Consider the following 4,942-nt stretch of genomic DNA (forward strand, 5'->3'; position numbering starts at 1 on the left):
CGTGCCAGTCATGCTGTCAGGTGTGCGTACCGCCCTCGTTCTGCTAGTCGGCACCGCAGCCCTGGCCACATTCGTCAACGGCGGCGGACTGGGCATCCTCATCACCACGGGCGTCAATCTCAGCCTCACCCCCGTGCTCGTCACCGGGGCCCTGCTCGTTGCGCTACTCGCCCTCCTCATCGACTGGATCGGCCGTGTGGTCGAACACGTCGCCCGCCCGAAGGGACTCTAGATGTACCGCACTTCTTCACGCACTCGTCCTCGCGCCCGCGGGCCCCTCGGTCGCTGGGGCCTCGCCACGGGTATCCTCGCCCTGTCCGCCGTCGCCTTGACCGGCTGCGGACTGCAGCCGGCGACCTCCTACATTCCCGCGGTCGGACCCGGGTCGATCACCCCGCTCGACGGCGCCGACGGCGTAAACCTCACAGTCACGTCCAGGAGCTTCACCGAGCACCTACTGCTCGGCAAAATCGCCGTCCTCGCCGGGACCGCCGCCGGATTCGACGTCACAGACCTCAGTAACGTGCCCGGCAGCCAGCCGACCCGCGAACTGCTTCTCTCTGGCCAGGCCGACATACTCTGGGAATACACCGGAACCGCATGGCTAACCTACCTCGGCCAGACTGAGGCCATCACCGACCAGAACGAAATGTGGCAAGCCGTATACGACCTCGACATCAAAAACGGTGTCACCTGGGGCGCGCCAGCACCAATGAACAACACCTACGCCCTCGCCGTGCGCAGTGAGGCAGTCGCCGACCTCGGCAACATCACAGCCCTGTCCGAACTTGCCGCGTTACCGATCGCAGATCGCACCTTCTGCGTCGACTCCGAATTCAACTCCCGGCCAGACGGCATGAACCCCATGCTCACCCACTACGGACTAGAACGTGGCACCGCCAACGGCGTGCCCAACAACAACATCGGCATCTACGACACCGGCGCCATCTACAGCGCAACCGACAACGGCGCCTGCAACTTCGGTGAAGTCTTTACGACTGACGGCCGCATCGACGCGCTCGACCTCACCGTCCTGACCGACGACCTCGCATTCTTCCCGGCATACAACGTGGCCCCGATCTTCTACACCGAAACAATCGAGGCCCACCCCGGCCTGGAAAAGATCTTCGCCAAAATATCACCCCGACTCACCGACGAAGTTCTACGCGACATGAACCGTCAAGTTGACGTCGACGGCGCCGAACCCGCCAACGTGGCCTACGCCTGGATGATCAAGGAGGGTTTCATCACCGACCCAACCAGCTAACCAGACACAGGCGACGGATGCCGCAAACAGCACGATCGTCCGGACCAACATCACAGAGGCGGGCCAGGCGGGCAGGCGCTCGAGCAGCTCATCATCAAACCCAGTGCGGCCAGCTTCGATGTCCCCGAAGTGCCGACCCGACGCGGTGATACGTAGGCCAACAGCGATGATGATACGACGAACAGGCTCGTGGCGTGAGTCACGCCATCCAACCGAAACGACCCGCGTGCGTGCTCCGACGGGGCAGCACACGCGGTACACGAGAACCGCGACGACACACTCACCCAGCTGCGGGCCGACCTGGACCAGTCACGCACGAGTGAACGCGAACAGCGCACCCGCGCCGACCGCGCCGAAACACAGGCAACACGCCCCAACCAGAAGTAAACCGCCAGCCCACTCCCCCGCACCTCGGCGGGAGCCTTACTGAGCGCGGGCCTGCTCGTCTGCGACGTCGCCAGTGGTGGCGTCCGCGGGCCGGCTAACGGAAGTTCTTCTTCGAATCCGTCTCGTTGGGATGGCCGGTCGCGGCTTTCGTGATGACCACGCGTCCCGGTTTCTTTGCCTTCGCATTGGGCTCGTCAACGGCATACCAGAGGCGAGCACCGTCCGTGACTTTATACTGCCACTGCGGCAGGGCCACCCCGTCGACCAAGACTGTCGAAAGGTCTCCTCGGAGTTGGTAGCAGCGATCCGGGTCGTACTGCCCAGGATGCGCGGTGAGATAGTCGTGGGCATCGGCGAGGGCATTCTTCGCGGACGCCTTCAGATCAGTCCACCCACGTTCGGCTGCGGTATTGCCGAAGAAGATCTCGTACTCAGTGCCCTTAATCGGTCGCGGAACCGAAACGCCACGCTTCCCCGCCATCTACGGACGACTAACGCGGGCAGGGGCGGCCGGCAGCTCGAGGGGCTCAACAGGTCTCATACCCATCGCATAAGCCACGGCCGTTTCCTTCCACTCCTGCTGCGCACGCAACAACCGCTCAAACGTACCCAGCTCACTGGCGGCATAGACAAGCTGCTCAATCTCGGCAGCGTACGCGCACAGCTCCCCCGGAGTGAACTCCCCCGTCCAAGCAAAAAGATCACGCAGCGCAGCCGCGACGTCGCCCGTATTCCGGCCGATCGCGCGGATCAGACGGCTCGACAGCGCAACACCCTTCTCGAGGACGTCGAGATCGTGACCGCGAAGGATCACGAGATCGTCACCATCACGGCGCGTAATCCGGACCTGGCCCTCGTCAATGTGAGCCAGGACCTCCTTGGGCTTTCGCAGAAGGTCGGTGAACGTCGCGGTACTCATAACCACACAATACATCAGATAAACATCTGATTAGCTGGGCGCGCCGACGATTGAGAAACGCCCCTGGCCGGGAGAGAGGACGGCCAAGGGCGTTGACTGTGCGGCGCAGGATCCTGCGCCGGGCTTGTGACGGTCTACCCCTCGAGGGCTCTACCCTGTGCCAAAGCAATGATGCGGTCAGGCCGGAACCCGGCCCAGTGATTGTGCTCGTCGACGACCACGATCGGCGCCGAACTGTAGCCCAGATCCTCAGAGACGTACTCGAGAGCTGCTGCATTCTCGGTCACATCGACAACTGTGTAGGTCACACCTGCTTTGTCGAGTGCTCGGTAGGTCATCGTGCATTGGACACACGCCGGCTTGCTGTACACCGTCACCAGTTCACTCATGATCGCGCTCCCTCTCCACCAACAATTTTTTTGCCAGGCTGGCAAGAGAAATCGATAGCGACCGGAAGTGCCGCAGTACCGGGTCGTGGAATACCGCAACGCAGCGAGGATATGCCGCGAAAGCCCAGAACGCAGGCACGCAAGGAAGCTACGATGACCAGCCAGACAGGTAAAAACGAAAAGCCCCTACAGCGCCGCGCAGCGGCTCGTTCAGGATCCGGCCTCCGTGACGGCTCCCGCAGTGGTGTGTGGTGCATGGTTGCGCCTTCCCCGTTCTGCCGTTAGCTTCCCAGGGGTCTACCTTGACGGAATCCACCGATATTTCGGGGGAAAGGCTCACCGCCGTTGAATTCAACGGCGAGACGTGCAAGTTCACGTTCCAGTGCACCGTCAACGAGGGCTGCCATTGATGTGTAGCCGCCTTCGTAGCCGGCAGTTCGGAGCACTGCCGTTTCGGCGCGCTTCTTAAGGGACGTGCGGAGCCCAAACGTGACTGCTTTTTTCTCGTCACTCTCGACGGCGTCGGCCGGTGACTCACTGGATGTGGGAGTCGGCGATAGAACGGCCGGCGGAGGCTCCGTGGCGGCTGGCGTGCGGACTTCCTCGACCTCGGGCACCAGCCTGATTGGGCTTGCGCTTCCTGGCCGTCGTCGAGTGGGGACGGTCATGCTGCCATCCCCTTAGTGCCGAGGAAACGGGCTAGATAGGTTCGCGCGACGGCGTCATAGAGAGCGACGGTTTTACGTCCGTTTCGGTCACTCCAGTCGGACAGCGAAACGGCCGCCGCGTCGGCTTCTGCGAAGCGTGACCATTCGGGGATATACGGAGGGTTGAGCAGTTCTGAACCGTCTGACATTTTCACGAGGCCACCTAAGTTCCACACGAGGTCTCCGAACTGATCGCGTAGTCCCTCGATTTGGTAGTCGTGTTCGATGGTGGCTTTTCGTCGCGTTACGACGATGCCTCCGACCGTGAGGGTCGGGTTGGCTATGTCGATCGCATGACGAGTCACGAAGTCGTTCACGCGGATGGCTGCTTCGACGGAGTCGTAGTTGGGGTCGGTCGGGATGATGATGGTGTCGGCGGCCGCCATCGACATCTGCACCAGGTGACCGAGGTCTGGCCGCGTGTCGATAAGGATAATGTCGTAGTCGTCGGTCCATCCGTCGAGTGCTTTTTGGAGCCGTCTCACGGCTCCGATGACGCCGGCTTCAGTTTCTCGATTTATGAGGTCAAACCGTGCCGGCAGTACATCAATGTTTTCCGCCTCTGCTGTTGGGGTCCCATCGGGGCTGGTCCATCCGCAGGCGACGACAGCCCCCTCCCCCGATCCGGACTGGTCGGCCTTTATAACCTCGGACATGGTGGGGATGGGTTCGTTTGCGTCCCATTCGACGCCAAGTCGACGTGTGGCGTTCGCCTGTGGGTCCATGTCTACGACGAGAATCCGCTGGCCAGCTCGAGCGAGCGCGGCGGCAAGCTGTACGGTCAGCTCCGTTTTTGACACGCCACCTTTGTTGTTCGATATGACTGCTGTGTGCGCCACGGCTCTTACCTCTCACGAAAGTCAATAAACACAATACTTGTTTGTGTTTATTAGGTTGATTGTCTTTCAACTATTGCGTTGTTTGCGAATATTGTTTTGATCGACACGCCAGCAAAACAATAATTTATTGTTTCCCAATAAATACAATACTTGTTTGTATTGCAAATATTGTGTTCTTCCGCATAGGAACGTGAGGGGACACCTCACGGGTTTTCCATCCAGCCCCAGGGCCAAGATAGGCCTGAAGCGAACTGCGATCAGCGCCAAGCGCAGGAACGACCTCATATCAATATGGCTGGCCTAGCCAGCTCATCGGGTCCGGCCTCCGTGCCGGGTTTCCCGGTGGGGGAGCGTGAGGGGGCTGGCCCCCTCACCGGCTGGCCTGTCGGGGCCAGCCGGCCGTGGTGGCTAGAGGTTGAGGAGCATGCTGACGA

Annotated in this window: 5 protein-coding genes and 1 pseudogene; 2 read left to right on the forward strand and 4 right to left on the reverse strand. The window is 61.2% G+C overall.

All coding sequences use genetic code 11. The features are described 5' to 3' along the window. Positions 1-232 (forward strand): annotated as a pseudogene (locus tag CXY71_RS00515) (ABC transporter permease); the annotation flags it as partial. Continuing rightward, positions 233-1,267, forward strand: coding sequence for a glycine betaine ABC transporter substrate-binding protein (locus tag CXY71_RS00520; protein ID WP_104133789.1), 1,035 nt, complete (start codon positions 233-235; stop codon positions 1,265-1,267). A 481-nt stretch (positions 1,268-1,748) separates the two neighbouring features. Here CXY71_RS00520 and CXY71_RS00525 read toward each other — a convergent pair whose 3' ends face one another. The 4 genes from CXY71_RS00525 to CXY71_RS00545 form a co-directional block, all read right to left on the reverse strand. Then, positions 1,749-2,135 carry a hypothetical protein gene (locus tag CXY71_RS00525; RefSeq protein WP_104133790.1) on the reverse strand — a complete coding sequence of 129 codons (387 nt, stop codon included), beginning with the start codon at positions 2,133-2,135 and terminating at the stop codon, positions 1,749-1,751. Continuing rightward, positions 2,136-2,573 carry a hypothetical protein gene (locus tag CXY71_RS00530; RefSeq protein ID WP_146072690.1) on the reverse strand — a complete coding sequence of 146 codons (438 nt, stop codon included), beginning with the start codon at positions 2,571-2,573 and terminating at the stop codon, positions 2,136-2,138. 134 nt (positions 2,574-2,707) lie between these two features. Then, a complete protein-coding gene (nrdH, locus tag CXY71_RS00535; RefSeq protein ID WP_104133792.1) occupies positions 2,708-2,962 on the reverse strand; it encodes a glutaredoxin-like protein NrdH in 255 nt (84 codons plus the stop codon). A 664-nt stretch (positions 2,963-3,626) separates the two neighbouring features. Next, positions 3,627-4,508: a ParA family protein gene (locus CXY71_RS00545; protein WP_104133794.1), complete on the reverse strand. Its 882-nt coding sequence runs from the start codon at positions 4,506-4,508 to the stop codon at positions 3,627-3,629. Between the last annotated feature and the right edge of the window lie 434 nt (positions 4,509-4,942).

The organism is Cryobacterium sp. Y62 (assembly GCF_002929785.1).
Lineage (GTDB): Bacteria > Actinomycetota > Actinomycetes > Actinomycetales > Microbacteriaceae > Cryobacterium.